Source organism: Pseudomonas spartinae (assembly GCF_965197125.1).
Taxonomy (GTDB): domain Bacteria; phylum Pseudomonadota; class Gammaproteobacteria; order Pseudomonadales; family Pseudomonadaceae; genus Aquipseudomonas; species Aquipseudomonas composti_A.
The window spans coordinates 189,737-214,527 of sequence record NZ_CBDAMB010000008.1 but is presented as its reverse complement, the minus strand read 5'-3'; the positions used below and the strand labels follow the sequence as shown (position 1 = coordinate 214,527).

Annotated in this window: 25 protein-coding genes; 9 read left to right on the top strand and 16 right to left on the bottom strand. The window is 64.0% G+C overall.

Features of this window, described 5'->3' with window-relative positions; genetic code table 11:
• Positions 1-78: 78 nt before the first annotated feature.
• Positions 79-933 (top strand): LysR substrate-binding domain-containing protein, encoded by an 855-nt coding sequence (locus ACN8M7_RS18270; RefSeq protein ID WP_490261739.1) that lies wholly within the window; start codon positions 79-81, stop codon positions 931-933.
• A gap of 52 nt (positions 934-985) precedes the next feature.
• Here ACN8M7_RS18270 and ACN8M7_RS18265 read toward each other — a convergent pair whose 3' ends face one another.
• From ACN8M7_RS18265 to ACN8M7_RS18240, 6 genes are all read right to left on the bottom strand, one after another.
• The gene (locus tag ACN8M7_RS18265; RefSeq protein WP_490261696.1) at positions 986-1,639 is read right to left on the bottom strand and encodes an HAD family hydrolase; all 654 of its coding nucleotides are present in this window, start codon (positions 1,637-1,639) and stop codon (positions 986-988) included.
• Positions 1,639-2,625, bottom strand: a complete 987-nt coding sequence (locus ACN8M7_RS18260) for an ABC transporter ATP-binding protein (RefSeq protein ID WP_490261695.1) — start codon at positions 2,623-2,625, stop codon at positions 1,639-1,641. The genes ACN8M7_RS18265 and ACN8M7_RS18260 overlap by 1 nt, the downstream gene beginning before the upstream one ends.
• Entirely contained in the window at positions 2,622-3,419 is a 798-nt protein-coding gene (locus ACN8M7_RS18255) for an ABC transporter permease (protein WP_490261694.1), read from the bottom strand. The genes ACN8M7_RS18260 and ACN8M7_RS18255 overlap by 4 nt, the downstream gene beginning before the upstream one ends.
• Positions 3,406-4,251 carry an ABC transporter permease gene (locus ACN8M7_RS18250; protein WP_490261693.1) on the bottom strand — a complete coding sequence of 282 codons (846 nt, stop codon included), beginning with the start codon at positions 4,249-4,251 and terminating at the stop codon, positions 3,406-3,408. Before ACN8M7_RS18250 ends, ACN8M7_RS18255 begins: the two co-directional genes overlap by 14 nt.
• Positions 4,248-5,054, bottom strand: a complete 807-nt coding sequence (locus ACN8M7_RS18245; protein ID WP_490261692.1) for an alkaline phosphatase family protein — start codon at positions 5,052-5,054, stop codon at positions 4,248-4,250. The genes ACN8M7_RS18250 and ACN8M7_RS18245 overlap by 4 nt, the downstream gene beginning before the upstream one ends.
• A 201-nt stretch (positions 5,055-5,255) precedes the next feature.
• Positions 5,256-6,314 carry an ABC transporter substrate-binding protein gene (locus tag ACN8M7_RS18240; protein ID WP_061241686.1) on the bottom strand — a complete coding sequence of 353 codons (1,059 nt, stop codon included), beginning with the start codon at positions 6,312-6,314 and terminating at the stop codon, positions 5,256-5,258.
• Between the two features lie 316 nt (positions 6,315-6,630).
• Between ACN8M7_RS18240 and ACN8M7_RS18235 the strand changes: the two genes are divergently transcribed.
• The 4 genes from ACN8M7_RS18235 to ACN8M7_RS18220 all read left to right on the top strand — a co-directional run bounded on the left by ACN8M7_RS18235 (position 6,631) and on the right by ACN8M7_RS18220 (position 9,121).
• Positions 6,631-7,347 carry a UTRA domain-containing protein gene (locus ACN8M7_RS18235; protein WP_490261691.1) on the top strand — a complete coding sequence of 239 codons (717 nt, stop codon included), beginning with the start codon at positions 6,631-6,633 and terminating at the stop codon, positions 7,345-7,347.
• Between the two features lie 158 nt (positions 7,348-7,505).
• Complete coding sequence (locus ACN8M7_RS18230; RefSeq protein WP_490261690.1) at positions 7,506-7,868, top strand: YciI family protein; 363 nt, start codon at positions 7,506-7,508, stop codon at positions 7,866-7,868.
• A 28-nt stretch (positions 7,869-7,896) separates the two neighbouring features.
• Positions 7,897-8,676 (top strand): DUF899 domain-containing protein, encoded by a 780-nt coding sequence (locus ACN8M7_RS18225; RefSeq protein ID WP_490261689.1) that lies wholly within the window; start codon positions 7,897-7,899, stop codon positions 8,674-8,676.
• A gap of 22 nt (positions 8,677-8,698) precedes the next feature.
• Positions 8,699-9,121 (top strand): YybH family protein, encoded by a 423-nt coding sequence (locus ACN8M7_RS18220; protein WP_490261688.1) that lies wholly within the window; start codon positions 8,699-8,701, stop codon positions 9,119-9,121.
• Between the two features lie 16 nt (positions 9,122-9,137).
• On the opposite strand, the gene ACN8M7_RS18215 is transcribed toward ACN8M7_RS18220, so the two are convergent.
• Complete coding sequence (locus ACN8M7_RS18215; RefSeq protein ID WP_061241676.1) at positions 9,138-9,674, bottom strand: tetratricopeptide repeat protein; 537 nt, start codon at positions 9,672-9,674, stop codon at positions 9,138-9,140.
• 247 nt (positions 9,675-9,921) lie between these two features.
• On the opposite strand from ACN8M7_RS18215, the gene ACN8M7_RS18210 reads away from it, so the two are divergent.
• Positions 9,922-11,049, top strand: coding sequence for a M14 family metallopeptidase (locus ACN8M7_RS18210; RefSeq protein ID WP_490261687.1), 1,128 nt, complete (start codon positions 9,922-9,924; stop codon positions 11,047-11,049).
• 25 nt (positions 11,050-11,074) lie between these two features.
• On the opposite strand, the gene ACN8M7_RS18205 is transcribed toward ACN8M7_RS18210, so the two are convergent.
• From ACN8M7_RS18205 to soxR, 3 genes are all read right to left on the bottom strand, one after another.
• A complete protein-coding gene (locus tag ACN8M7_RS18205; protein ID WP_061241670.1) occupies positions 11,075-11,530 on the bottom strand; it encodes a GNAT family N-acetyltransferase in 456 nt (151 codons plus the stop codon).
• A 187-nt stretch (positions 11,531-11,717) separates the two neighbouring features.
• Positions 11,718-12,977 (bottom strand): OprD family porin, encoded by a 1,260-nt coding sequence (locus ACN8M7_RS18200; RefSeq protein WP_061241668.1) that lies wholly within the window; start codon positions 12,975-12,977, stop codon positions 11,718-11,720.
• A 732-nt stretch (positions 12,978-13,709) separates the two neighbouring features.
• A complete protein-coding gene (gene soxR / locus ACN8M7_RS18195; protein WP_156458639.1) occupies positions 13,710-14,162 on the bottom strand; it encodes a redox-sensitive transcriptional activator SoxR in 453 nt (150 codons plus the stop codon).
• An 84-nt stretch (positions 14,163-14,246) separates the two neighbouring features.
• Between soxR and ACN8M7_RS18190 the strand changes: the two genes are divergently transcribed.
• The gene (locus ACN8M7_RS18190; protein WP_061241664.1) at positions 14,247-14,825 is read left to right on the top strand and encodes an NADPH-dependent FMN reductase; all 579 of its coding nucleotides are present in this window, start codon (positions 14,247-14,249) and stop codon (positions 14,823-14,825) included.
• Between the two features lie 126 nt (positions 14,826-14,951).
• Here ACN8M7_RS18190 and gcvT read toward each other — a convergent pair whose 3' ends face one another.
• The 3 genes from gcvT to gcvH all read right to left on the bottom strand — a co-directional run bounded on the left by gcvT (position 14,952) and on the right by gcvH (position 19,634).
• Entirely contained in the window at positions 14,952-16,076 is a 1,125-nt protein-coding gene (gene gcvT / locus ACN8M7_RS18185; RefSeq protein WP_490261686.1) for a glycine cleavage system aminomethyltransferase GcvT, read from the bottom strand.
• A gap of 312 nt (positions 16,077-16,388) precedes the next feature.
• A complete protein-coding gene (gcvP, locus tag ACN8M7_RS18180; RefSeq protein ID WP_490261685.1) occupies positions 16,389-19,241 on the bottom strand; it encodes an aminomethyl-transferring glycine dehydrogenase in 2,853 nt (950 codons plus the stop codon).
• A 9-nt stretch (positions 19,242-19,250) separates the two neighbouring features.
• Entirely contained in the window at positions 19,251-19,634 is a 384-nt protein-coding gene (gcvH, locus tag ACN8M7_RS18175) for a glycine cleavage system protein GcvH (RefSeq protein WP_490261684.1), read from the bottom strand.
• Positions 19,635-19,977: 343 nt separating this feature from the next.
• Here gcvH and sodC point away from each other — a divergent pair, with 343 nt between their 5' ends.
• The gene (gene sodC / locus ACN8M7_RS18170; protein WP_061237561.1) at positions 19,978-20,529 is read left to right on the top strand and encodes a superoxide dismutase family protein; all 552 of its coding nucleotides are present in this window, start codon (positions 19,978-19,980) and stop codon (positions 20,527-20,529) included.
• A gap of 103 nt (positions 20,530-20,632) precedes the next feature.
• Here the strand turns inward: sodC and ACN8M7_RS18165 are convergent, their stop codons facing one another.
• Positions 20,633-22,153 carry a sigma-54-dependent transcriptional regulator gene (locus ACN8M7_RS18165; RefSeq protein WP_061237560.1) on the bottom strand — a complete coding sequence of 507 codons (1,521 nt, stop codon included), beginning with the start codon at positions 22,151-22,153 and terminating at the stop codon, positions 20,633-20,635.
• A 73-nt stretch (positions 22,154-22,226) separates the two neighbouring features.
• Between ACN8M7_RS18165 and ACN8M7_RS18160 the strand changes: the two genes are divergently transcribed.
• Positions 22,227-22,424 carry a hypothetical protein gene (locus ACN8M7_RS18160; RefSeq protein WP_490261683.1) on the top strand — a complete coding sequence of 66 codons (198 nt, stop codon included), beginning with the start codon at positions 22,227-22,229 and terminating at the stop codon, positions 22,422-22,424.
• A 103-nt stretch (positions 22,425-22,527) separates the two neighbouring features.
• Here ACN8M7_RS18160 and ACN8M7_RS18155 read toward each other — a convergent pair whose 3' ends face one another.
• Together ACN8M7_RS18155 and ACN8M7_RS18150 are read right to left on the bottom strand one after the other, a co-directional pair.
• Positions 22,528-23,226 (bottom strand): endonuclease, encoded by a 699-nt coding sequence (locus ACN8M7_RS18155; protein ID WP_490261682.1) that lies wholly within the window; start codon positions 23,224-23,226, stop codon positions 22,528-22,530.
• Positions 23,227-23,337: 111 nt separating this feature from the next.
• Positions 23,338-24,789: a high affinity choline transporter 1 gene (locus ACN8M7_RS18150; RefSeq protein ID WP_061242826.1), complete on the bottom strand. Its 1,452-nt coding sequence runs from the start codon at positions 24,787-24,789 to the stop codon at positions 23,338-23,340.
• Positions 24,790-24,791: the final 2 nt, after the last annotated feature.

Here is a 24,791-nt window from a genome sequence, read left to right as displayed (position 1 = left end):
GCACTATAGGAATTCGCGGCTGGATTCGGAAATTAAATAGTAGAATGCCTGCCAGTGGCTTTCATGATGGGTGGCGATATGCTCGATCCGGTGCTGTTGCGCAGTTTCCTCGCCGTGGTGCAGACCGGCGGCTTTACCCGCGCGGCAGCCAGCCTGCACCTGACGCAGTCCACGGTCAGCCAGCAGGTTAGGCGACTGGAAGAGCAGATCGGCGCAGAGCTGCTCGACCGCAGTGGCCGCTACGTAGTGACCACCACCGAGGGCGAGCGCCTGCTGGGGTATGCCAACCGCATCGTCGCGCTGATGGACGAAGCCATGCTGGCGCTGGGGCAAAGCGCGGTGGAAGGCGAAGTGCGTCTCGGCGTGCCGGATGATTTCGCCGCCAACAGCTTGACGCCTTACCTGGCCGATTTCGCCGATGCGCATCCGGGCATTCGTCTGGAGATCACCAGCGGCCTCAGTCATGACGTGTGGCGTGCCTTCAACGCTGGTGAACTCGACCTGGCACTGATCAAGCAGCGCGCCGGCAGCGCCAAGGGTATGGCCAGCTGGGCCGAGCCGCTGGCCTGGCTCGACAGCCGGGCGCGCCCGGTGCTGGCACGCAACCCGGTGCCGCTGGCGGTGTTTCCACCCAACGGCCTGTATCGCCTGGAGATGACCCACGCCCTGGATGCCATGGGCAAACCCTGGCGTATCGCCTATGTCAGCAGCAGCTTGCCCGGCGTCAGCGCCGCAGCCGAAGGCGGGTTGGGCCTGACCCTGCTGCCGCGCCGATTGATCACGGCCGAGCACCGCGAACTCGGCGAAGCCGAAGGTTTTGCCCCGGTGGCGCCGGTGGAAGTCGCGCTGCATGCGCGCAACCAGTTACCCGGTTACGCGCGCGAGTTGGCAGCGGCGTTGATCGAGGCCTGCGCAGGCATCATGGCGCTGTAGGCACGGCTGCGCCTGCGCGTACCTGATACAGCGCGTCGGTTGTAGCCTGCCTTCAACTCCAGCTCAGAATGGGCCAGCCGGCCTGCTCGGCATGGGCGCGCAGGGTTGGGTCGGGATTGACGGTGAAGGGCTTGTCGACCCGTTGCAGTAGCGGCAGGTCGTTGCGCGAGTCGGAGTAGAAGCTGGCGCCGGCCAGGCTTTCGCCCTGCTCGGCGAGCCAGGCGTTCAGACGTGTGACCTTGCCTTCGCGGTAGGTCAACACGCCCTGGGTCCGACCGGTGTAGAAACCGTGCTGCTGCTCCAGGTCGATGGCCAGCACCTCGTCGATGCCGAAACGCTCGGCGATAGCGCTGACCAGAAAATGCGCCGAGGCGGAGATCACCAGCAGGCGGTCGCCGGCTGCGCGGTGCGTGGCCAGTGTGCGGCTGGCGTCGCTGTAGAAGATCGGCTCGATCACGTCCTCGACGAAGGGCTCGACCACATGGGCGACTTCCTCGGGCGTGCGGCCGACCAGTGGCGACAGGGTGAAGGCCATGTAGTCCTCCATGGCCAGGGTACCGGCGGCGTACTGGCGCATCAGTTCCTGCTCGTGGGCGAGGAAGGATTCACCATCGGCCCAGCCGATCTTCACCATTTCCGCCGTCCACAGGCTGGCGCAGTCGCCATGGATCAGGGTTTCGTCGAGGTCGAAAATCGCCAGGGCCATCACGCCACCTCCCGGATCGCACTGGCATCGATCTGCAGGCTGACCGTCTGGCCGTTGCCATGCAGGTCGGATGCCGAGCGGTTGAGCACGTCCACCAATAGCTGGCAGCCCTCGGCTTCGACGCGGTAGCGGATGACGTTGCCGAGCAGGCTGTGGCTGATGATCCGTGCAGCGATGCCGTTGCCTGCGAAGGCGATGGCCTCCGGGCGGATGGCCACGCGCGAGGTCAGCGGCTGGCCGAGCAGGCGGCTGGCGACGTCGGCTTCGAGCAGGTTGTAGTTGCCGATGAAACCGGCGGCGAAGGCATCCACTGGCGCGGTGTAGAGGGTTTCTGCATCGCCGCTCTGGACGATCTGGCCGGCATTCATCAGGAAGATACGGTCGCTCATGGTCAGCGCCTCTTCCTGGTCGTGGGTGACGAAGATGGTGGTCAGGTTCAGTTCCTGCTGGATGGCGCGGATCTGTTCGCGCAGGTGCTTGCGGATGCGCGCATCGAGGGCCGACAGCGGTTCGTCGAGCAGCAGCAGGCGTGGGCGGGTGACCAGCGAGCGGGCCAGGGCCACACGTTGGCACTGACCGCCGGAGAGCTGGTGCGGGTAGCGTGCGGCGAACTCGCCCAGCTCGACCATCTCCAGCGCCTCGCGCACACGCTGCTCGCTTTCCGCCTTGGCCACCTTCTGCATGCGCAGGCCGAAGGCGACGTTTTGCGCCACGCTCATGTTGGGGAACAGCGCATAGCTCTGGAACACCATGCCGATGCCGCGCTTCTGCGGTGGTAGCGGCACCAGGTCCTGCCCGTCGAGCAGGATCTGGCCGCCATCCACACCAGTCAGGCCGGCGATGCAGCGCAGCAGGGTGGATTTGCCGCAGCCGGAGGGTCCGAGCAGGGTGACGAACTCACCCTGGCCGATCTCGCAGTTGATGTCGCTGAAGATACGGGTGTCGCCGTAGCTTTTATGCAGGTTCTGGATGCTCAGCAAGCTCATGCCTTGTCCCTGTTCAAACGGTTGGCCGCCCAGGTGAACACCAGGACGAAGAAGAAGTAGGAAATCACCAGCGCACTGTTGAAGTGGCCGCTGCTGTTGCGCATGTTGTTCAGGTACACCTGCAGCGTTTCGTAGCGGGTGCCGACCAGCATGTTGGCGAAGACGAACTCGCCGAACAGAAAGCTGAACGAGAGGAACAACGACACCATCAGGCCCTTGCGCAGGTTCGGCAGCACCACCAGCAAGGCCGCCTTCCAGGTGCTGGCGCCGAGCAGGTGGGCGGCGTCCATCAGGTCGCGCAGGTTGATCGCCTGCAGGTTGTTGGCGATGGCGCGGTACATGAACGGCAGAGCGATGGTGAAGTAGCAGCCGAGCAGAATCCACGGCGTGCCGGTCATCGCCAGCGGCCCGGAGCCGTAGAGCTGCAACAGACCTACCGAGGACACCACCGGCGGCACGGCGAACGGCAGCAGGATCAGCACGTTCATCAGCGTGTCGAGTTTGGGGAAGTGGTAGTGCACCACGAACATCAGCGGCAGGATCAGCACCACCGACAGCGCCAGGGCGCCGAAGCACACCAGCAGCGACTGGCCGAAGGCGCGCAAAAAGCGCTCGTCGCTCCACAGCGCGGCGTACCACTTGAGCGTCAGGCCGTCCGGCAGGATGGTCGCCGACCAACTGGTGGACAGCGAGTAGAGCAGGGTGCCGGCCAGCGGCAGCAGCAGGATGAGAAACAGCAACCAGACCACGATGCGGTGGTAAAGGCTGGCGGTGGTGGCATCAGCGCGTGACATGCCGGCTCCTTTTCAGCAGTAACTGGTGAACGACGGTGATCAGCACCATCAGCCCGACCAGGATCATCGACAGGGCGCTGGCCAGGTTCGGGTCCAGCGAGATGTCGCCGGAGACCATCGCCGCGATGCGGATCGGCAGCACGTTGAAGTTGCCGGTGGTCAGGTAGTACACCGTGGCGTAGGCACCCAGGGCGTTGGCCAGAAGGATGACGAAGGTGCCGAGTAGTGCAGGCGTCAGCACCGGCAGGCCGATGTGCCGCCAGAAGTCCCAGGTGCCGGCGCCGAGCAGCGCGGCCGACTCGCGCCAGTCCTGGCGCAGGGCATCGAAGGCCGGGTAGAGCAGCAGCACGCCGAGCGGGATCTGGAAGTAGGTGTAGAGCACGATCAGGCCGTTCTTCGAGTAGAGATTGAAGCTCTCGATCAGGCCGAGCTGGATCAGCAGCAGGGTCAGCGCGCCGTTGAAGCCGAGCAGGATGATGAAGGCGAAGGCCAGCGGCACCCCGGAGAAGTTGCTGGTCATGTTGGAGAAGGCGATGACGAAGTCGCGCAGCTTCGAGTCCACCTGGCGCAGCGAATAGCTGCCGAGAATGGCGATGGCCATGCCGAAGAGGCTCGACCAGAAGGCGATCTGCAGGCTGTGCTTGATCGCCTGCAGGTAGAACCTGGAGGCGAAGATCTTCTCGAAATTACCCAGGCCCCAGCCGTTGGGACTGTTCAGGCTGTTGATCGCCACCCACACCAGCGGCGCCACCTGGAACACCAGGAAGAACAGGGCGAAGGGCAGCACGAACAGCAGCGGCAAGCAGCGCCGCAGGGAGGAGGGCGCGCTCATTTCAGCAACTCCGCGCAGTAGGGTTTGTCGTGCGGCACGCCGAGCAACTGACAGATGCTGCCGCACAGTTCGAGCTGGCGTGGGCGTGCACTGGCATCGAGGCTGAAGGCGTCGCCGATGACGAACAGCGGCACCTGGCGCTCTTCCGGCAGCAGGCCGTTGTGCGAGCGGTCGACGTTCATGCCGTGGTCGGCGGTGACCAGCACCTGGTAGCCGGCATCGATCCAGTTCTGCAGGTAGTCGGCCAGCAGCACGTCGGCCATGCGCGCGGCGTTGCGGTACTGTGGGCTGTCCAGACCATGCTTGTGGCCGGCGTCGTCGATGTTCATCGGGTGCACCAGCAGCAGGTCGGGGGCGTGCTGCAGGCGCAGGCTCTCGGCGTCGACGAACAGGTGCGAGTCCGGGTAATGGTCGGCGTAATAGAAGTGGCCGTACTGGATCGGCAGCGACTCATCGCAGGTGTGGCGGTCGCGCACGGCATTGAACGGCGAGCGGTTGTACAGCTCGCTGACCCAGTGATAGGCCGCTGCAGCAGTGCTCAAGCCGGCATCGCGGGCGTAGTGAAACAGGCTGCGTTCGCGTGACAGGCGCGAGACATCGTTGTGCACGATGCCGCTGTCGATGGGGCGCACGCCAGTGAGAATGGCCTCGTACAGCGGGCGCGACAGGGCCGGCAGCTCGCAGTCGAGGCGGTAGAAGGCCGCACGCCCGGCGTCGCACCAGGCATGCAGGTGGCCCATGGCGTGTTGCGCGACCGAGTGGCTAAGGCCGTCGAGCACGACGAGGATGACCTTGGAAGGCATGGGGAATCCTGAAAAACGTAGGGCGGATCGCGCTTCATCGATCCACCGCATGGGTAAACGCCAAAACGGCAAGGTGGACGGATGAAGCGTCAGCTACGCGCCCCGGTCCACCCTACGCGCTCCTACAGGTATCAGGAGCAGCTTGTGGGAGGGGCTTCAGCCGCGACTGTCGCCGCTGAAGCGCCTCCCACCGAGCGCGGGTTATTCCATATTGATGATCACGTTCTCCTGCCACATCTGCGGCAGTGCCTTGGAGGTGGCTTCCCAGGCCGCTGCGTCGGTGATCGGCTTGACCTTGGCGTACTGCTCGTTGGGCAGCAGCTTGGCCTGCACTTCGGCCGGCAGGGTCAGGTGCTCGGCGCGGATCGGCCGGGCATTGCCCTTGGCCAGGTTGATCTGGCCGGCGTCGGAGAGGATGTACTCACGCGCCAGCTTGGCCGCGTTGGGGTGCTTGGCGTACTTGTTGATGATGGTGGTGTAGCCGGAGATCACCGAACCATCGGATGGGATCAGCACCTCGAAGCGGCTCGGATCGATCTGGTCGCGGTAGGACAGGCCGTTGAAGTCCCAGACGATGCCGACTTCCACTTCACCCTTCTCCAGGGTCTGGATAGTCGGATTGGACAGCGACAGGCGGCCCTGCTCGGCGATGGCGGCGAAGAAGTCCAGGCCCGGCTGGATATTTTTCTCGTCACCGCCATTGGCGATAGCCGCGGCCAGTACGCCGTTGACGGCCTGGGCAGCAGCGCTGACGTCACCGATGGCGACGCGGTACTTGCCATTCTTCAGGTCGGCCCAGGACTTCGGTACTTCCTTGACCAACTGCTTGTTGACGATGAAAGCGATGGAGCCGGTGTAGGCCAGCATCCAGTGACCGTCGGCGTCCTTGGCCCAGCTCGGGATCTGCTCCCAGGTGCTCGGCTTGTACGGTTGGGTCACGCCCTGTTGCACGGCGATGGGGCCGAAGGCGGCGCCGACGTCGCCGATATCGGCGGTGGCGTTGTCCTTCTCGGCAGCGAACTTGGCGATCTCCTGCGCCGAGCTCATGTCGGTGTCGGAGTGCTTGAGGCCGTACTTGCTATTGAGGTCGTTCCAGGTGTCCTTCCAGTTGGCCCAGCTGTCGGGCATGCCCACGCTGTTCACGGTGCCCTCGGCGCGAGCGGCTTTTTCCAGCGCCTGCAGGTCGGTGCCTGCAGCCATGGCGGAAGTGGCCAGAGCAATGGCCGAACCCATCAGAGAAGCCAGCAGCAGTTGTTTCATCGGAAACTCCTTTGCGGTGTGAGTGTTGGTCTAGATCAGCAATACCCGAGCCAATCTAGGCGCCTTCGATGACAGTTTTATGTCCGGTTGCCTGTGGCAGATGTCTAGGCCTGTCCGGGCGGTGCGCTCATCAAGCGTAGACCATGGATAAGTCGCTGATTTTGCTGGCTGCGAGTGCGTGTGGCGGTGGCATGCGGCGTGCTTGCAGCAAAGCTGTCATCTACCGGTCATCTAGACTACCTAGTCTTGTAACCCGTCTAAGCGAGCGACTTTTGCCCTGTGATGGGGCTGGACTAGTCCAAAAGGGGAAATATTGATGCGCGAAGAAGCGCCGCGGGCTGTCACCCTCATCTGCCGCGCACTGCAGGAGCAGATCGACCGGGGCCTGTTGCCCTCCGGCAGCAAGTTGCCGGCCGAGCGCAAGCTCAGTGAGCTGTTCGACACCACGCGCATTACCCTGCGCGAAGCACTTGGTCAACTGGAGGCGCAGGGGCTGGTCTATCGCGAGGAGCGTCGTGGCTGGTTCGTTTCGCCGCGACGGGTGGCCTACAACCCGCTGGTGCGTACCCACTTCCACGCCATGGTCGCCGAACAGGGACGGGTGCCCGCCACCGAAGTCCTGAGTGCGCGGCTGATGCCGGCCAGTGCGCAGATCTGTCAGGTGCTCGAGCTGCCGGCGCTGTCGAGCGTCTATCAGGTGTGCCGCGCGCGGCGTATCGACGGGCGCCTGGTGCTGTATGTCGAGCACTACCTCAACCCGGCCTACTTCCCCGGCATTCTCGAATTCGATCTGACGCGCTCGCTGACCGACCTGTATGCCAGCGAATACGGCATTCACTATGGCCGGGTGCGTTTCGACATGGTGCCCACGGCCCTGCACACCGAGGCGGCTGCCAGCCTGCGCGTCGCCCCCGGCAGCCCGGCGCTACGCATTACGCGGGTCAACCGCGACCAGCACGGCCGCATCATCGACTGCGACCTGGAGTTCTGGCGCCATGACGCCATTCACGTCAGCGTCGAGGTCCCCGAGTAGGGCGCCGCGCATGCCCTTCAGGTAGTCGCGAACGGACGCCGGTGCGCATGGCGTGCCCTGCCGTTCGTCGGCTCAGAGAGTGTTTTTCCGGCCAATGTCGAAATGCGCTCGCCGCGTTCGACTATCCAGTATCCACCGCCAAGGAACTGGAGCGCGTCATGAAATACCTCTGCCTCGTCTACGCCAACGAACAGGAGCTGCACGGCTCCCCCGAAAGCCCGCATGACAGCGAATGTCACGCCTATGCCCAGCGTGTGCAGGAGAGCGGGCGCATGCTCGCCGCCGAGGCGCTGCAGTCGGTGCAGACTGCCACCACGGTACGCATGCGCAGCGGCAAGCTGGCCGTTACCGATGGTCCCTTCGCCGAAACCAAGGAGCAGCTCGCTGGCTTCTACCTGATCGAGGCTCGCGATCTCAACGAGGCCATACAACTCGCCGGCCATATTCCCGCCGCCCGTGTCGGCTGCGTGGAAGTGCGGCCGATTCGCCAACTGGATGTCGACCCGGTCGCTCAGCACTGAGCCGCCATCGTTGAGCAGGAGAACCCTCATGGACCGTCGCTATATTCCCGAAGTCGCCACGCGAGAGCAGTGGCTGGCCGTTCGCAAGAGCCTGCTTGAGCAGGAAAAGGCGCTGACCCGTCAGCGTGATGCGCTCAACCGTGCTCGTCGCGCGCTACCCATGGTGCTGGTCGAGGAGGATTACCGCTTCGACGGGCCTCAGGGCGAGGTCGGGCTGGACGCCCTGTTCGACGGGCGCAGCCAATTGATCGTCTACCACTTCATGTACCACATGGACCGCGGCGAGGGCTGCGACGGCTGTTCCTGCCTGGTGGACAACATCGGCCACCAGTCCCACCTGCACGCCCGTGATACCAATCTGGTGCTGGTCTCACGCGCACCGCTGGCCGATCTCGAAGCCTTCAGGCGACGCATGGGCTGGACGCTGCCCTGGTACAGCTCCTATGGCAGCCGTTTCAACTACGACTACCACGCCACCACCGACGAGCAGGTCGCACCGGTCGAGTACAACTACCGCGATAAAGAAGAGTTGCAGCGCCTGGGCCTGAACTACCACGTCCAGGGCGAGCAGCCTGGTGTCAGTGTGTTCCTGCGCGATCAGGGGCGCATCTACCACACCTATTCCACCTATGGCCGAGGCGTGGAGATGCTGATGAGCAGCTTCCATTTCCTCGACTTCACGCCCTTTGGCCGCGCTGAAGGGTGGGACGGCATGCCCGATCTGGACGGCAAGGGGCTCAACTGGACGCGTCTGCACGATGAGTACGAGCAGCACGTGCCTGCCCGCGATTGCTGCCACAAGGCCTGAACCCCAGCGAAGGAGAAACAACATGAGTCAGCACGAACTGCAAGACGCACTGAATGATTGGACCGACGCCTGCCGCAGCAAGGACGTGGCGCGCATCATGAGCCACTACATGGAAGGCGTGGTCGCCTACGACGCCGTGGGGCCGCTGCGTTTCCAAGGGCGCCCGGCGTACCAGGCGCATTGGCAGGCCTGTATGGAAATGTGCAGCGGCGAAGGCCGCTTCGAACCGCACGAGCCGACTTTCACCGCCGATGGCGATCTTGGCGTCACCCACTATCTGCTGCACTGCGGTGTCACCAATGACAAGGGCGAGCTGGAAACCTGCTGGATGCGCGTGACTCAGTGCCTGCGCCGCCAGGGCGGCCGCTGGCTGATCGTTCACGAGCATTTCTCCGCGCCCTGCGATATGGAAAGCGGCAAGGCGCTGTTCGATCTACAGCCTTGATACAGTGCCGCTCGGATCACTGACGACCCAGCGCCGCGCAGGACGGCTCGTAGTTCTGCTGGCAGGCGCTCTGGTAGAGGCGCTGGGCCTGGTCGGGGTCACGCGGTACGCCGCCCTCGCCGCGGCGGTAGAGATTGCCCAGCACATGCTGCGCCATCGGGTTGCCGGCAGCGGCTGACTGGTTGAGGTACTTGAGCATGTCGCGCTGGTTGGCGAACTCCGGCGCATCACGCCCGGTATAGAGGTAGGCCAGGCTCACGGCAGCCATGGCATGGCCCTTGTCTGCGGCCTGCTTCCACCAGTATTCGGCCTGCTTGAGGTTTTTTTCCGGCTGGCCGACGAAGTAGCTGCTGCCGAGCTGGAACTGGCTGTCCAGATCACCGCGCAGGGCCTGCTGGCGCAGTTGGTCTTGCTCGGTCTGGGTGATCGGCTGTTCGCTCTGCGGCTGTTTTTCCGGCGTGGCGGAGTCAGGTTCACGTCCGGCGCAGCCGGCCAACAGCGCGAGGGCGAGCAGGGCGGTGGCGGCGAGACGCAGATTGGTCGGGCTGGGCATGGCAGTGACTCCGTAGGCGATAAACAGGGCAAGTCGCTATTAGGCTGACCCTGACCACCTTAGTTCGCTGGCCGGCTGTTGAAAAACGATCTCGGCCTTGGCTTTCTGCATCGCTCTGCTTCCTGCATTCATGCAGGCGTCCAGGTTCTACACCAGCGGGCAGTCGTTGATCGGCCTGTTTCGCGGCGACTTCACACTTGCGCCATGAGCTGCAATCCTGAGCACTGATTTCGCATACGAGGCAGTCATGAAGATCAGCGCGGATTTCGACAGCGGCAACATCCAGGTCATTGACGCCAGTGACCCACAGCGCGTGCTGCTGGCCATGCGGCCGGACCTCAATAGCCATCATTTCCAGTGGTTTCACTTTCTGGCCGATGGCCTGCAGCCGGGGCAACGCCACAGCTTCAGCCTGAACAATGCCGCACAGTCGGCGTACAACAGCGCCTGGGACGGTTACCAGGCCGTGGCCAGCTATGACCAGCAAGACTGGTTTCGCGTGCCGACGCGTTACCAGGATGGTCAGCTTCACTTTGAATTGCAGGCCGAGCACGAGCGCGCCTGGTTCGCTTATTTCGAGCCCTATTCCCGAGCGCGGCATGAACGCCTGGTTGCCACGGCGCTGGAGCGCGGTGCGGCGCTCGTGGCCTGTGGCAGAAGCCTCGAAGGGCGCGATATCCAGCTGCTGCGCATCGGCGGCCAGTCCGGCGCCGCGCGCAAGCTGTGGATCATCGCCCAGCAGCATCCCGGCGAGCACATGGCCGAATGGTTCATGGAGGGGCTGATCGAGCGTTTGCAGAATCCGCAGGATGCCGAGATCGCTGCGCTGCTGGCCGAGGCCGAGTTCTATCTGGTGCCGAACATGAACCCGGACGGCGCCTATCGCGGTCATCTGCGTACCAACTATGCCGGGCAGGACCTCAACCGCGCCTGGCAGTCGGCCAACTCCGAGCACAGCCCTGAAGTGTTGTTCGTGCTGCAGCACATGCAGCGCATTGGCGTCGACCTGTTCCTGGATATCCACGGCGACGAGGAAATACCCCAGGTGTTCACCGCCGGTTGTGAGGGCAATCCGAGCTACACGCCGCGCCTGGCTGCCTTGGAGGAGGACTTCCGCAGCCGTCTGGTCGGTATCGGCGCCGAGTTCCAGACCCGTTTCGGTTACCCGCGTAGCCAGCCCGGCCAGGCCAACCTGACCCTGGCCTGCAACGCCGTGGGCGAGGCCTTCGACTGCCTGTCGTTCACCATCGAGATGCCGTTCAAGGACCACGATGACAGCCCGCAGCCGCGTACCGGATGGAACGGTGCCCGCTCGCAGCAGCTGGGGCGAGATGTGCTGACAGTGCTGGCGCAGATGATCGGGCGCTTGCGCTGAGTCCCTTGGGTTACATCGTGGGGGCTTACCGCGTGTGCAGGATTGGCCTGGCGACAAAGGCCTGTTTGTCGTTCGGGTCAAAACCTGCTGCCTGATAGAAACCCAGCGTCGCTTCGTCCTTGCGCCCGGTCATGAGCATGACTTTGTAGCAACCTTCCTCCCAGGCTAGCTCCAGCGCATGGGCCAGCAGCTTTTTGCCAAGGCCGCGCTGACGGTACTCGCCATGCGTCACGACATTTTCGATCAAAGCGTATGGTTTGCAGCCATGTGTCAGGTTTGGCACCAGCGTCAGGACGCAACTGGCGACCAACTGGTTTGCGTGGAATGTGCCGAGGTATTGGTAGCGTGGATTGCCCATCAGCTCGTGCCATGTCGAGTTGACCGATTCCATCTCGGTAAGAGGCTCGTCCTGTGGATGAAGATGTTGATACAGGGCCAATAGCTGCTCTAGCTCGTCCTTTGCGATACGCCGAATGTGCATTGTGTCGCCACCTGTTGTCGGTTGGATCACCCAAGGGGGCTCTCGAATCTCAATTGTCCGAGAAAAATATGGCAGCTTCAGTCACGGGGCGGGCGGATCTGTCGGGCATAAAAAAGCCCGTCACGAGGACGGGCATAAAGTGCCGTTAACACACAGGAGTCAATAGGACGCAGTGCTGCGTCCGGTGTTACAGAATCGACAGCGGATAGTTGATGATCAGACGGTTCTCGTGCAGATCCTGGCCAACGTCGCGGCGGACGTTGGAGTTACGCCAGCGTACGTTCAGGTTCTTCAGCGTGCCGTCCTGAATGGTGTAGCCCAGCTCGGTTTCGCGGCTCCATTCTTCGGCATCGGTGCGGCCACCGGCATGGATGTTGGAGCCGCTGGTGTAGCGGTTCATCAGGACCAGACCGGGAATGCCGAGACCCGCGAAGTTGTAGTCGTGACGCAGCTGCCAGGAACGCTCCTGCGGGTTATCGAAGGCCGACAGGTAGCCGTCGTTGACCAGCGAGCCACCGCTGGCGCCGTCGATACGCAGGAACTTGGTGTCACCGCTCAGACGCTGGTAGGTGACCTGGAAGGTATTGCTGCCTCTCTTGGCCGACAGCGCGCCCTGATAGACCTTGTTGTCCAGCTCGCCGGCTTTCGAGGCGCCTTCGTCCTTGCCGTTGAAGTAGCCGAGGTTGGCGCTCAGTACCCAGTCACCCACCGGCTGGCTGTGGGTCAGTTGCAGGAAGCTTTGCTGGTAGACGTCTTCCAGGCGTGCATGCCAGGCGCCGACCATGGTGCGGTTGTCATTGAAGCGGAACTCACCGCCGCCGAAGTTGAAGTCATCGCCTTTCACTCCGCCGAAGGACATGTCTTCGCGGCTGGCATCTTGACGCTGGCTGTTCTTCCAGAACTGACCGCCGTACAGGGTCAGACCATCGATCTCGTTGGAGGTCAGCTGCGCGCCCTGGAACGTCTGCGGCAGCGAGCGGCCGTCATCCGCACGCAGAATCGGCAGTACGGCGAACCACTCGCCGACCTTCAGCTCGGTCTTGGAGATCTTAGCCTTGGCAGCCACGGCCGTGCGGCCGTATTGGTCGGCGGCTTGACCATCGTCGTGGATGGGCAGCAGGGTGGTGTTGGCAGTGCCACGGTTGCCATCGAGCTTGATGCTGTACAGGCCGAGCACATCGAGGCCGAAGCCGACGGTGCCTTCGGTATAGCCGGAGCGGGCATCGAGGATGAAGCTCTGGGTCCAGCCTTCGGCCTGGCCCTGGCGTTCGCCCTGGATCAGCGGATCGGTGCCGTTCAGGTAGTTGCGGTTGAAGTAGTAGTTGCGCAGGTTCAGTGAGACCTTGGCGTCCTCGATGAAACCGGCAGCATGCGTGGTGGCAGGCAGAATCAGCGCCAGCGCGGTGCTACCGAGCAGAGCCAAGGGAAGGATGTTGCGTGCGGTCATTGTTGTTGTGCTCCCAGTTTTTGAACGAACCTTCCCCTGCTGGCTGTTGGTAGCCTGCATGTCGGGTTGGTGGTTGAAGTGCCCCGCAGGGCAGGCCGGCCTGACGCGACCGGTCATTGCCAGTGGCTGGTTTCAGCCTCCGGCGAATCCGGTTCTATGGCGTGTGGCGGCGATGGATGCCGGGCAGGTGAGGAGCTGCTGCGCTGAAGGGAAGGCGAGGGTAGTCATGTTCTGGCCCTGATTCTTGTTGTTATGGTTGTCATATGTCGTCATACAACTTGTCGGATTATCGACAGCCTTTCCGGCGCTTGTCAACGCATGGATAGACTAAAGTCTGAGTGGATTTTCCCCGTATTGCGGCGTTATTGGTGAGATAGACGGCTTTCGGCACGGTTCTGCGCAGAGTGAGCAAGGCATCTGTTATCGAGTTTGTCGTGTGATAACGTATGACTTGTTTGCTGGCATCGAGGGTTATTCGTGCCGCACTGCCTGGTCGAAGCCGTCTGCGAGGTGAGTGAGTCGATGGCGCCACGGGAGCGAGAGCAATCGGCGCATGACCAGGCGGACGAGACTGGGCCTGTTCGTGCACCTGACCTGCTACGTGCTGGCCGGCCGCAGTGACGTCGACGAACGGGGGCTGGTGCAGCGCTTGCCGCAGGTGCCGGCCATTTCCCAGGACGTGCGCGGCAGTCGTCGCGCGGTATTCAGCAGCAGGCGCAACTGCATGGACGATCAGTCCGTTTCCAGCAGACGTGCCCCGGCACCCTGTTCGCCGAGTTCGTCCCCGGGATTGCGCAGCGGACAATCCTGCATCGACAGACAACCGCAGCCGATGCAGCCGGTGAGCTGGTCGCGCAGTCGCGTCATCTGCGCGATGCGAGCGTCCAGATCGCGCTGCCATTGCGCCGACAAGTGCTGCCAGTCCGCTGCCGTGGGTAGGTGATCGCGGGGCAGGGTGGCGAGTGCTGCACCGATGTCGGCCAGCGCAATTCCCAGGCGCTGCGCCACTTTGATGAGTGCCACGCGGCGTAGCACGTCACGCCGATAGCGCCGCTGGTTGCCGGCATTGCGCTGGCTCTGGATCAACCCCTTGCTTTCGTAGAAGTGCAGCGTGGAAACCGCCACACCGCTACGCTCGGCGACCTGGCCGACGCTCAGCGGGCGTTCGTGGAAGGGACGATGCATGTCCATGAAAAATCCCTGTTGACCTCAAGTTAAGTTGAGGTTTTACCCTCGCTGGCCTTGATAGACAACCCCGAGGGTATTTCCATGCAGGATCGCATCCGACTGGTAGTGATTTACGGCAGCGTGCGTGAAGAGCGCTTCTGCGATCAGGTAGTGGCCTGGGCACGTGAGCAGATCGAGCAGCGCAGCGAATTCGAGCTGAGCCTGGTCGACCCGGCCGTGATGCTGCGTCAGCCCGGCGAGCCGCAGGCGCATGCCGAGCAGCGTCATCAGTCGTTGCAGCAGTTGCTGCGTGCTGATGCCTTTCTGATCGTCACGCCGGAGTACAACCACGGCTATCCGGCTGCGCTCAAGCAGTTCATCGACGAGGTGCCGGCCTCCTGGGAAGCGCGGCCGGTGGGGTTCGTCAGTTATGGCGGGGTATCCGGCGGGCTGCGTGCGGTCGAGCAATTGCGCCAGGTGCTGGCTGAGCTGCACGCTATGACGGTGCGTGGCTCGGTGAGTTTCACCAATGCCTGGGAACAGTTCGACGACAAGGGCGAGCTGAGCGAACCGCGACGTGCCAACTCGGCGCTGGCGCATACGCTGGTGCAACTGAACTGGTGGGCGCAGACGCTGCGTGCAGGACGCGAGCGCGTGCCCTATGAGCGGATCAGGGGGTAGAGACGACGTAGCCCGGATGCAATCCGGGAGCTTTTCAGGGCATCCCCGGATTGCATCCGGGCTACGGAGCAGAGCGCGAGCCTCGCCGTGAGGCGCGGCTCCTACAGCGCAGGTCTACGTTGCGAATCAGCCGCGGTAGTAGCGCTGCGGCACGAACGGGGTCTTGGCCACTTTCATCGCCACGCGCTTGCCGCGCACCACCGCCCAGACATTGCTGTCGATAGCGGCGTGGCTGGCGTTGATGTAACCCATGGCCACTGGTGCGCCGAGGCTCGGGCCGAAGCCGCCGCTGCAGACCTGGCCGATCACCTGGCCGTCCGCGTCGACGATTTCCGCGCCTTCACGTACCGGTACGCGTTCCTGCGGCAGCAGGCCGACGCGTTTGCGTGCCACGCCTTTGAGCTGTTGCTCGAACACGCGCTCGGCGCCCGGGAAGTTGCCGGCGCGCTCGCCGTCTGCGCGGCGCACCTTGGAGATGGCCCACAGCAGGCTGGCTTCGATCGGCGTGGTGGCGCTGCTCATGTCGTGGCCGTACAGGCACAGGCCGGCTTCCAGGCGCAGCGAGTCGCGCGCACCGAGGCCGATGGCCTCGACTTCGGTTTCGGCCAGCAGGCTGCGCGCCAGGGCTTCGGCCTGGTCGCCGGCGACGGAAATCTCGAAACCGTCTTCGCCGGTGTAGCCGCTGCGGCTGACGATGCATTCGCTGCCCAGCAGGCGCACGCGAGCGACCTGCATGAAGGTCATCTTGCTCACTTCTGGCGCCAGGCGCGCGAGTATGTCGGCCGCCTTCGGGCCTTGCAGGGCGAGCAGGGCGCGCTCTTCGAACAGGCATTCGATCTGGCACTGTGCGCCGATGTGCTTGTTCAGGTGCGCCAGATCCTGATGCTTGCAGGCGGCGTTGACTACCAGGTACAGGGTGTCGTCACCCAGGTTGGCGACCATCAGGTCGTCGAGGATGCCGCCCTGGGCGTCGGTGAACATGGCGTAGCGCTGCGTGCCCACCGGCAGATCAATGATGTCCACCGGTACCAGGGTTTCCAGGGCGCGCGCCGCGTGCTCGCCACGCAGCAGGATCTGGCCCATGTGCGAGACGTCGAACAGGCCGGCGGCGTCGCGGGTGTGCAGGTGTTCCTTCATCACGCCCAGCGGGTACTGCACGGGCATGTCATAGCCGGCGAACGGCACCATGCGCGCGCCGAGTTCGAGGTGCAGGGCGTGCAGTGGCGTTTTGGCGAGGGTTTCAGTGGTCATCGGGAAATCCTTGAAAAGGCCCGGCGCCGATGGCACCAGGCGTTTCGCGAGTTGAGGTAGCCCGGATGCAATCCGGGAGCTTTTCATGGCATCCCCGGATTGCATCCGGGCTACGGCTGGACGCTGAACAGTCCCCTCTCCCCTCGGGGAGAGGGTTAGGGAGAGGGGGCGGCGGATGCAGCCGTTTTACCCTCTCCCCGACCCCCGCTCCGCGCCCCAGCCCTTCGCAGAGCTCAGGGCGCTTCAGCGGGCGAAGCAGTGCTTCACTATTTCCGCTTTCGCCCCACAAGCGGGAGAGGGGAGACACGCTCATCACGCGTCCTGATACGCCTCGATGGACGGGCAGGCGCAGACCAGGTTGCGGTCGCCGTAGACGTTGTCCACGCGGCCCACCGGCGGCCAGTACTTGGCCTCGATCAGGCTGGCGACCGGGTACACGGCCTGCTCGCGGCTGTAGGCGTGGTTCCACTCGCCAACCAGCTCCAGGGCAGTGTGCGGCGCGTTCTTCAGCGGGTTGTCGTCTTTATCCAGACGGCCTTGCTCGACTGCGCGAATTTCCTCGCGGATAGCGATCATGGCGTCGCAGAAGCGATCCAGTTCTTCCTTGGACTCGCTCTCGGTCGGCTCGATCATCAGGGTGCCGGCCACCGGGAAGGACATGGTCGGGGCGTGGAAGCCGAAGTCGATCAGGCGCTTGGCCACGTCGTCGACGCTGATGCCGCTGCTGTCTTTCAGCGGACGTATGTCGAGGATGCACTCGTGCGCCACCAGGCCGCCTTCGCCGGAGTAGAGCACCGGGTAGTGCTCTTCCAGACGACGGGCGATGTAGTTGGCGTTGAGGATGGCCATCTGCGAGGCGCGCTTGAGGCCCTCGCCACCCATCATGGTGATGTACATCCAGGTGATCGGCAGGATGCTGGCGCTGCCGAACGGTGCGGCACTGACTGCACCTTCCTTGCGCGCCATGTTGGCGTGGCCGGGCAGGAACGGCGCCAGGTGCGACTTGACGCCAATCGGGCCGACGCCCGGGCCGCCGCCGCCGTGCGGGATGCAGAAGGTCTTGTGCAGGTTCAGGTGCGAGACGTCGCCGCCGAACTGACCGGGGGCGCAGAGGCCGACCATGGCGTTCATGTTGGCGCCGTCGATATACACCTGGCCGCCGTTGGCATGGATGATCTCGCAGATTTCGCGAATGCCTTCCTCGAACACACCGTGGGTGGACGGGTAGGTGATCATGATCGCGGCGAGGCGATCCTTGTGCTCTTCGGCCTTGGCTTTGAGGTCGGCGATGTCGACGTTGCCACGGCTGTCACAGGCGGTTACCACCACGCGCATGCCGGCCATGGAGGCGGTCGCCGGGTTGGTGCCATGGGCCGATTGCGGGATCAGGCAGATGTCGCGCTGATCGTCGCCACGGCTCATGTGGTAAGCGCGGATGGCCAGCAGACCGGCGTATTCGCCCTGGGAGCCGGCGTTGGGCTGCAGCGACACGGCGTCGTAGCCGGTGGCGGCGCAGAGCATGGCTTCCAGTTCGGCGGTCAGCTGGGTGTAACCGGCGGCCTGCTCGGCGGGCGCGAACGGGTGCAGGTTGCCGAATTCCGGCCAGGTCACCGGGATCATCTCGCTGGCGGCGTTGAGCTTCATGGTGCAGGAGCCCAGCGGGATCATGCTGCGGTCCAGGGCCAGGTCCTTGTCGGCCAGTTTGCGCAGGTAGCGCATCAGCTCGGTTTCGCTGTGGTAGCGGTTGAACACTTCGTGCGTGAGGATCGCCGATTGGCGCAGCAGGTTCTGCGGCAGGCGGCTGGCGATCTGCGCAGCCAGGTCGCTGACGGCAGGGGCAGCCTGCTCACCGGCGAACAGTGCCAGCAAGGCCTCGACGGCAGCCTGGTCGGTGGTTTCGTCCAGCGACAGGCCGAGACGCTCGGCATCGATCTCGCGCAGGTTGATGCCGGTAGCACGAGCCTTGGCATGCAGCTCGGCGGTCTTGGCGCCGGTCTTGATGCTCAGGGTGTCGAAGAAGTGCTGCTGTTCGACGCTGTGGCCCAGCTTGGTCAGACCCAGGGCGAGAATGGCGGTGAAGCTGTGTACGCGCTGAGCGATTTCGCTCAGGCCTTTGGGGCCGTGGTACACGGCGTACATGCTGGCGATGTTGGCCAGCAGCACCTGGGCGGTACAGATGTTACTGGTGGCCTTCTCGCGACGGATGTGCTGCTCGCGGGTCTGCATGGCCAGGCGCAGGGCCGGCTTGCCGAAGCGGTCGACCGACATGCCGACCAGGCGGCCCGGCATGTCGCGCTTGAACGCGTCGCGGGTGGCGAAGTAGGCAGCGTGCGGGCCACCGAAGCCCAGCGGCACACCGAAGCGCTGGGCGCTGCCCAGGGCGACGTCGGCGCCGAACTCGCCCGGCGGGGTGAGCAGGGTCAGGGCCAGCAGGTCAGCGGCGACGGCGACCAGAGCATTGGCCGCGTGGAAACGCTCGACCAAGGCGCGGTAGTCGAAGATGTCACCGTTGCTGGCCGGGTATTGCAGCAGCGCGCCAAAGTAGGCGCTGGCGTCGGTAATAGTGGCTTCGTCGCCCACGTGCACTTCGATACCCAGCGGTTCGGCACGGGTGCGCAGCACGTCAAGGGTCTGCGGGTGGCAGTGCTGGGAGGCGAAGAAGGTGTTGCTGGCCTTGTTCTTCGACAGACGCTTGCAGAAGGTCATGGCCTCGGCAGCGGCGGTGGCCTCATCGAGCAGCGATGCGTTGGCGATCTGCATGCCGGTGAGGTCGCTGATCAGGGTCTGGAAGTTCAGCAGCGCTTCCAGGCGGCCCTGGGAAATTTCCGGCTGGTACGGGGTGTAGGCGGTGTACCAGGCCGGGTTTTCCAGTAGGTTGCGCAGGATCGGGCTCGGCGTGTGGGTGCCGTAGTAGCCCTGGCCGATGAAGTTCTTGAACTGCTGGTTCTGCGCGGCGATGGCCTTGATGCGCGCCAGGGCGTCGGCTTCCGACAGGCCCGGCTGCGCGCCGAGGATGCTGGTGCCCTTGATGCTCTCGGGGATCACGCTGTCGGTCAGGGCATCGACCGAGTCATAGCCGAGCAGCTGCAGCATGGCTGCGGTGTCGGCATCGCGCGGGCCGATGTGGCGAGCGATGAATTCGTTCTGGGTATCGAGCTTGGTCATGGCGGTCACTCAGGCGTCGGCGTTGGCGTTCAACAGACGATCATAGCCGGCCTTGTCCAGCAGGTCGGCCAGCACGGCGTTGTCGGCCAGGCGCATGCGGAAGAACCAGGCCTTGTCCAGCGGCGACTCGTTGACCAGCTCCGGGGCGCCTTCCAGCTCGCCATTGATTTCGACGATCTCGCCGTCCAGCGGCATGACGATGTTGCTGGCGGCCTTGACCGATTCCAGCACCGCTACTTCCTCGCCCTGGGCATAGGACTTGGCGTCCGGCAGTTGCACGTACACCACGTCGCCGAGCGCGTCCTGGGCGTAATGGGTGATGCCGACGGTCACCAGACCATCGTTGTCCAGACGCAGCCATTCGTGATCGGCGGTGAAACGCAACTCGCTCATGTCAACTCCTCAAGGGGTAAAGGTGTCCGCTTCTAGGTGGCGGGCAGGTGGTAGTGTGTAAGCAATGCCAATGCCATGATTATAAAATCCAATAAAATCAATGGCTTATGTTGTTATTCGGTGGTTTTTGATCGGTGCCTGAGAAGGTTGTGGAACGTTATCGATACGGAATGTCGTGTCGCAAATGGAAAAGTCAGCGTCGCGCTAGGCGTAATGCGGGTTTCACCCGTCTGTTGCTTAATCGTTACGGTGGAATGAAATCGATACATTGATTGTCTAGAACTGCTGATCACCTCGGTGGGTCGGCATGCAGACAGTTCATCGACAAGGAGCTCGACCCAGCATGAAACCTCTGATTCCTCTGGCTTTCGCCCTGCTTGGCGCCGCCTCGGTGCAGGCCAGCGAGACCATCAACGTGACTATGGAACAAGCGACCGAGAAGGGCCCGGGCGCGGCGGTGGGCACCGTGACCATCAGCGAGTCCGCCTACGGGCTGGTCTTCACCCCGGATCTGAAAGGCCTGGAGCCTGGCATTCACGGCTTTCATGTGCACGCCAAGGCCAACTGCAACGCCATGGAGGTCGATGGCAAGCTGACACCGGCTGGCGCCGCAGGTGGGCATTGGGATCCGAAGGATGCCGGGCGCCATGGCTTCCCCTGGGAGGATGACGCGCACCTTGGCGATTTGCCTGCCCTGTATGTCGGGGCGGACGGCACTGCCAGCCAGCCGGTGCTGGCGCCGCGACTCAAGAATCTGGAGGAGCTGCATAACCGTGCGCTGATGATTCACGCCGGTTCGGACAACCATGCCGACCATCCGAAGCCGCTGGGCGGCGGCGGTGCGCGTGTGGCTTGCGGGGTGATCAAGGTGCCGACCAGCAGCACGCCGATCTAAGCCATCGCCAGGACGCCTAGGGTGGGGCAGCGGTGCTGATCGGCGAGTGAGCTGGCAGCGCGGTGGTGCTGCGCCGGCTAACCCACCCTGCAGGGCGAGTGCGTCAGTGCTTGCCCGGTATGCCGTACTTGCGCAGCCGCTTGGCGATGGCGGTGTGCGATGTGCCCAGGCGCACGGCGAGCTGGCGGCTGGATGGATGGCTGTCGTAGAGCTTTTCCAGCAGCGCCTTCTCGTACTCGTCCATGGCCTGTTCCAGGCTGGCCACTTCACCTTCGACCCTCGGCGCTACCTCGGTGCCGGCAATATCCAGGTCGTCCATTTCCACCCAGTTGCTGTCGCAGATGGCGGCGGCGCGGAAGATCACGTTCTGCAGTTGGCGCACGTTGCCCGGCCAGCGTCCGACCAGCAGCGCCGGGAAGGTAGCGGGCGCCAGGCGGCAGGGCAGGCGCTGGATCTGCGCGCAGGCCTGGGCCATGAAGTGCTGGGCCAGCAGTAGGATGTCCTGGCCACGCTCGCGTAGCGGCGGCACTTCCAGGTTGAGCACGTTGAGGCGGTAGAACAGATCCTCGCGGAAGCTGCCTTCGGCGACCATCTTCTCCAGATCGCGGTGGGTGGCGCTGAGGATGCGCACGTCCACCTTCACCTCGCGATCGCCGCCGACGCGGCGGAAGCTGCCGTCACTCAGAAAACGCAGCAGCTTGGCCTGCAGGTAGGGCGACATTTCACCAATCTCGTCGAGAAACACTGTGCCCTGGTTAGCCAGCTCCAGCAGCCCCGGCTTGCCGCCGCGTTGGGCGCCGGTAAAGGCGCCGGGGGCGTAGCCGAACAACTCGCTCTCGGCCAGGTTCTCCGGCAGAGCAGCGCAGTTCAGCGCCAGAAAAGGTGCGGTGCGGCGCACGCTGGCGGTATGGCAGGCGCGCGCCACCAGCTCCTTGCCGGTGCCGGTTTCACCGTGGATCAACAGCGGCGCATCGAGCGACGCCACACGCAGGGCGCGGGCCTTGAGCGCACGAATCGGCGCCGACTCGCCGAGCAGCGAGTCGAAGCCCTCGGCATGGTCGTGATGCAGGGCAGCCAGGCGCTGACCCATGCGGCTCGGCGCATAGAGAGTGAGCAGGCCGCCGGTGAGGCGACCGTCCTCAGTGATCGGCTGGGCGTCGAGCAGCAGCGGCTGGCCGGCGAAATGCACCTCGCGCAGGGGCTGGTGGAACCCGGCGGCGAGCAGCGAGTGTTGCAGTGCATCATCGGCGAACAGCGCAGCGATGTTCATGCCCTCGGGAGCGCGCCCATACAAATCGATCAGTGCCGGATTGGCCAGCAGTACGGTGGCGCGGTCATCCACTGCCAACACCGGGTCGGGCATGGCCGCGAGCAAGGCGTCGAGCTGCAGCCGGCGGCGCTGGCCGGGGAGGATGTCCACCACCTCCACGCTCTGCACGCCGTGCACCTGCAGCAGCGCACCGCGCAGTTCCTCGAGCACCGCAGCGCTCAAGGTCGGTGCGTCGATGTAGACGTTTGGCGGTACCATCTCCACCGCATCGAGGTTCAGATTGCGCCCGCCAAGCAGCGCCAGGACTTCCTGGGTGATGCCGACGCGGTCGATGAAGCTGACGTGGATGCGCATTGATGACGGTCGAAATGGGCGAACAGGCGGCGATTATGCCTGCTCTGCCGCGCATGAGGAAAAGGGCGACACCGTGAGTACAGAAAAACCGAGCCGCGCCGACTACCACCGCGAGCACCAGGCGCGCGCCGAAGCCGAGGCCCAGCGCCTGTTGGCGCGCAAGGAAGAGCTGCAAGGGCGCTGGTTGCCCTGGGTGGCGCAGGAGCTGTATCAGCTCAGCCCAGCGGAGTTCGCCAACATGGTGCGGCGCGAGTTACAGCGCCTGGCGTAGCCCGGATGCAGTCCGGGGACTGTTTGGAGTATGCCAAAGCTGCCGCGGCTAAAGCCCCTCCCACAAGTCTCCCGCATCTGTGGGAGGGGCTTTAGCCGCGACCCTACGCGCGTTTGCGCGCACAGCGGCTCATCTCCACCTTGCCCACATAGGGGTTGCCCCAGCCCATCACGCACGCCACCTGCTGGTTGCGTTGCTGCTCCCAGGCCTTGGGCGGGTAGGCCTTGCTCCAGGCTTCGTAGAGCTGCCGATCCTGTTTCGACAGGCGCAGCTTGTAGCGGTCGGCCATATAGAAATAGGTGCGGGCGATCATCCCGCGGATGGCCGGGCGCGGCATGACCTTGCGCGCCTTGAAGTCCACCACCGTCTCGCAACGACCATATTGATGCGGCTTCTGCGGTAGCCAGGCAAAGCTGTAGTTGCTGCGGTCGCCGTTTACCTCGCCGATGCTCGGCACCAGGTTGTGCAGGTCGGCCTCGGCCTTGCGGAACTGCGTATCGTGGGCCGTGCAATTCTTGCGTCCGCCTTTCTGCCAGCACTGGCGCTGATGGCCGATCACCCAGGCCGGGACGATATGTTCCCACTCGATGCGCTGGGCGCGATTGGCGTTCTTGCGCGGCGTGTAGCCACATGAGCGCAGGTCGACGCGATTACCGCTGTACTTGCAGCCGCAATAGAACTCGGTGGATTGCTGCTCATACAGCGGCCAGGCCAGGCGCTTGGCCTCGGCAAAGGTCGCGGGTGCAGCGTGCAGGGAAAGGGCGGTGAAACCGCACAACAGAGGGAGTAGGCGTCGAATCATGGGGCGGCAGAGTAGCCGCCACAGCCGTCGATGTGAAGATGGAAAATCAAGGTTTTTCAACGACTTATATAGTGGCAAAGCGCCCTCCTGCAGGCAGGAGGGCGCCGGCGCTCACGCCTTGGCCGCGGCGGTGATGGCCTGCACGCTTTCGCCACGATGGCGGCTGAACTGCGGCAGCAGCGAACCGATCAGCATGCCCGCCAGGCTCAGCAGCAGACCCGCCAGTTGCGGCGGCCAGAAGTCGGTTTCCTGGTAGGTCAGCTCCAGGGCTGCCCAACTCGTCAGACCGAAACAGATGGCCAGCAGCGCGCCCTGGGTGGTCGCACGCTTCCAGAACAGGCCGGCGAACAGCGGCACCACCGCGGCCACCAGGGTCACCTTGTAGGCATTGCCGACCATCTCGTAGATGCTAGCCGTGGAGTTCAGGGCGAAGATCGAGGTGGCGATGGTCATGGCCACCACGCTGACGCGCATGGCCAGCAGGAACTGGCGGTCGCTCATCACCGGCACGAAGTTCTTCAGGATGTTCTCGGTGAAGGTCACCGACGGTGCCAGCAGCGTGCCCGAGGCGGTGGACATGATCGCCGAGAGCAGCGCGCCGAAGAACATCACCTGGGCGAACAGCGGCGTGCGCTCCATGATCAGGTGCGGCAGGATCATCTGCGCGTCCTCCGCCAGCCACTGCTGGACCATCGCCGGATCGATCAGCGAGGCGGCGTAGGTGAGGAAGATCGGCAGCATGCAGAACGACAGGTAGAACACCGCGCCGGCCATCGAGGCGCGTGCGGCGATGTTCTCGGTCTTGGCCGACATCACCCGGGCGTACACGTCCTGTTGCGGGATGGAACCGAGCATCAGCGTCACCGCCGCAGCGATGAAGGCGACGATGTCGCGTGGCTCGAAGGCATGCATGAAGGTGAACTTGCCTTCGGCAGCGGCATGGCTGATCACCACATCGGCGCCGCCGGCCATATCGCCGATCAGCCAGGTCAGGTAGCACAGGCCGGCGACGATGATGATCATCTGCATGAAGTCGGTCAGCGCCACCGACCACATGCCGCCGAACAGGGTGTAGAGCAGCACGATGGCGGTGCCGATCAGCATGCCCTGGGTGGTGCTGATCGAGCCGTCGGAGAGCACGTTGAACACCACGCCCAGCGCGGTCAGCTGCGCCGCGACCCAGCCCAGGTAGGAGCCGATGATCACCAGGCTGGTGAAGATCTCCACGTGTGGGCCGTAACGCTTGCGGAAGAAGTCGCCGATGGTCAGCAGGTTCATGCGGTACAGCGGCCTGGCGAAGACCAGGCCAACCAGCATCAGGCAGCCAAAGGAGCCGAACGGGTCCTCGATGATGCCGGCGAAGCCTTCCTCGATGAAGGTGGCCGGGATGCCCAGCACGGCTTCCGAACCGAACCAGGTGGCAAACACCATGGCCGCCACCAGCGGGAAGGACATGCTCCTGCCGCCGGCAGCGAAATCCTTGGAGTTTTTGACGCGGGTGGATGCATAGAAGCCGACACCGACGGTGAACAGCAGGTAGATCGCAACAAACCAGATCAGCATGG

What these genes read in the sequence shown, in the direction of transcription:
- gcvP (WP_490261685.1), bottom strand. Translation starts at nt 19,241, where the DNA reads ATGACCAAGCTCGATACCCAGAACGAATTCATCGCTCGCCACATCGGC.
- ACN8M7_RS18165 (WP_061237560.1), bottom strand. Translation starts at nt 22,153, where the DNA reads ATGCGCATCCACGTCAGCTTCATCGACCGCGTCGGCATCACCCAGGAA.
- ACN8M7_RS18155 (WP_490261682.1), bottom strand. Translation starts at nt 23,226, where the DNA reads ATGATTCGACGCCTACTCCCTCTGTTGTGCGGTTTCACCGCCCTTTCC.
- ACN8M7_RS18255 (WP_490261694.1), bottom strand. Translation starts at nt 3,419, where the DNA reads ATGTCACGCGCTGATGCCACCACCGCCAGCCTTTACCACCGCATCGTG.
- ACN8M7_RS18220 (WP_490261688.1), top strand. Translation starts at nt 8,699, where the DNA reads ATGAGTCAGCACGAACTGCAAGACGCACTGAATGATTGGACCGACGCC.
- ACN8M7_RS18210 (WP_490261687.1), top strand. Translation starts at nt 9,922, where the DNA reads ATGAAGATCAGCGCGGATTTCGACAGCGGCAACATCCAGGTCATTGAC.
- ACN8M7_RS18245 (WP_490261692.1), bottom strand. Translation starts at nt 5,054, where the DNA reads ATGCCTTCCAAGGTCATCCTCGTCGTGCTCGACGGCCTTAGCCACTCG.
- ACN8M7_RS18270 (WP_490261739.1), top strand. Translation starts at nt 79, where the DNA reads ATGCTCGATCCGGTGCTGTTGCGCAGTTTCCTCGCCGTGGTGCAGACC.
- ACN8M7_RS18265 (WP_490261696.1), bottom strand. Translation starts at nt 1,639, where the DNA reads ATGGCCCTGGCGATTTTCGACCTCGACGAAACCCTGATCCATGGCGAC.
- ACN8M7_RS18235 (WP_490261691.1), top strand. Translation starts at nt 6,631, where the DNA reads ATGCGCGAAGAAGCGCCGCGGGCTGTCACCCTCATCTGCCGCGCACTG.
- ACN8M7_RS18230 (WP_490261690.1), top strand. Translation starts at nt 7,506, where the DNA reads ATGAAATACCTCTGCCTCGTCTACGCCAACGAACAGGAGCTGCACGGC.
- ACN8M7_RS18215 (WP_061241676.1), bottom strand. Translation starts at nt 9,674, where the DNA reads ATGCCCAGCCCGACCAATCTGCGTCTCGCCGCCACCGCCCTGCTCGCC.
- ACN8M7_RS18240 (WP_061241686.1), bottom strand. Translation starts at nt 6,314, where the DNA reads ATGAAACAACTGCTGCTGGCTTCTCTGATGGGTTCGGCCATTGCTCTG.
- soxR (WP_156458639.1), bottom strand. Translation starts at nt 14,162, where the DNA reads ATGCATCGTCCCTTCCACGAACGCCCGCTGAGCGTCGGCCAGGTCGCC.
- ACN8M7_RS18190 (WP_061241664.1), top strand. Translation starts at nt 14,247, where the DNA reads ATGCAGGATCGCATCCGACTGGTAGTGATTTACGGCAGCGTGCGTGAA.
- ACN8M7_RS18225 (WP_490261689.1), top strand. Translation starts at nt 7,897, where the DNA reads ATGGACCGTCGCTATATTCCCGAAGTCGCCACGCGAGAGCAGTGGCTG.
- ACN8M7_RS18250 (WP_490261693.1), bottom strand. Translation starts at nt 4,251, where the DNA reads ATGAGCGCGCCCTCCTCCCTGCGGCGCTGCTTGCCGCTGCTGTTCGTG.
- sodC (WP_061237561.1), top strand. Translation starts at nt 19,978, where the DNA reads ATGAAACCTCTGATTCCTCTGGCTTTCGCCCTGCTTGGCGCCGCCTCG.
- gcvT (WP_490261686.1), bottom strand. Translation starts at nt 16,076, where the DNA reads ATGACCACTGAAACCCTCGCCAAAACGCCACTGCACGCCCTGCACCTC.
- ACN8M7_RS18150 (WP_061242826.1), bottom strand. Translation starts at nt 24,789, where the DNA reads ATGCTGATCTGGTTTGTTGCGATCTACCTGCTGTTCACCGTCGGTGTC.
- ACN8M7_RS18200 (WP_061241668.1), bottom strand. Translation starts at nt 12,977, where the DNA reads ATGACCGCACGCAACATCCTTCCCTTGGCTCTGCTCGGTAGCACCGCG.
- ACN8M7_RS18205 (WP_061241670.1), bottom strand. Translation starts at nt 11,530, where the DNA reads ATGCACATTCGGCGTATCGCAAAGGACGAGCTAGAGCAGCTATTGGCC.
- ACN8M7_RS18260 (WP_490261695.1), bottom strand. Translation starts at nt 2,625, where the DNA reads ATGAGCTTGCTGAGCATCCAGAACCTGCATAAAAGCTACGGCGACACC.
- gcvH (WP_490261684.1), bottom strand. Translation starts at nt 19,634, where the DNA reads ATGAGCGAGTTGCGTTTCACCGCCGATCACGAATGGCTGCGTCTGGAC.